Here is a 467-nt window from a genome sequence, read left to right as displayed (position 1 = left end):
GGCCTGCACGGTCATGTCGAGCGCGGACACCGGTTCGTCGCAGATCAGGACCTGCGGCCGCTTCGCGAGGGCGCGCGCGATGCCGACCCGCTGTCGTTGGCCGCCGGAGAGCTCGAGCGGGCGGCGGCCGAGCACGGCCGCGCCGAGCCCGACCCGGTCGAGGAGCTCGACCGACCGGTCCGCGGAACCGGCGGCGTCGCGGAGGACGGCGCCGACGGTGAGCCGCGGGTCGAAGGAGGCCAGGGCGTCCTGGTAGACGGCGCCGAGCGCCGGTCGCATCGGTCGGCGGGCGCGTTCGGTGATCCCGGTCCAGGTCTCGCCGAGCACCCTGACCTCGCCGGCGTCCGGGGACTCGAGCGCGAGCAGCAGCCGGGCCAGCGTGGTCTTGCCCGAACCGGACTCACCGACGATGCCGAGCGTCGTGCCGCGGTCGAGCGTGAAGGACACGTCGTTGACGGCGAACAGCC

General features: G+C 74.9%; 1 protein-coding gene. It reads right to left on the bottom strand.

What is annotated here, in order from left to right:
• A partial coding sequence (locus QN357_RS19285; RefSeq protein WP_323505441.1) for an ATP-binding cassette domain-containing protein occupies positions 1 to 467 on the bottom strand: 467 nt, incomplete at both ends.

This window comes from Cryobacterium sp. RTC2.1 (assembly GCF_035018685.1).
Classification (GTDB): domain Bacteria; phylum Actinomycetota; class Actinomycetes; order Actinomycetales; family Microbacteriaceae; genus Cryobacterium; species Cryobacterium glucosi.
Note: the sequence above shows the minus strand (reverse complement) of the source record. Positions and strands in the feature narration are given on the sequence as shown.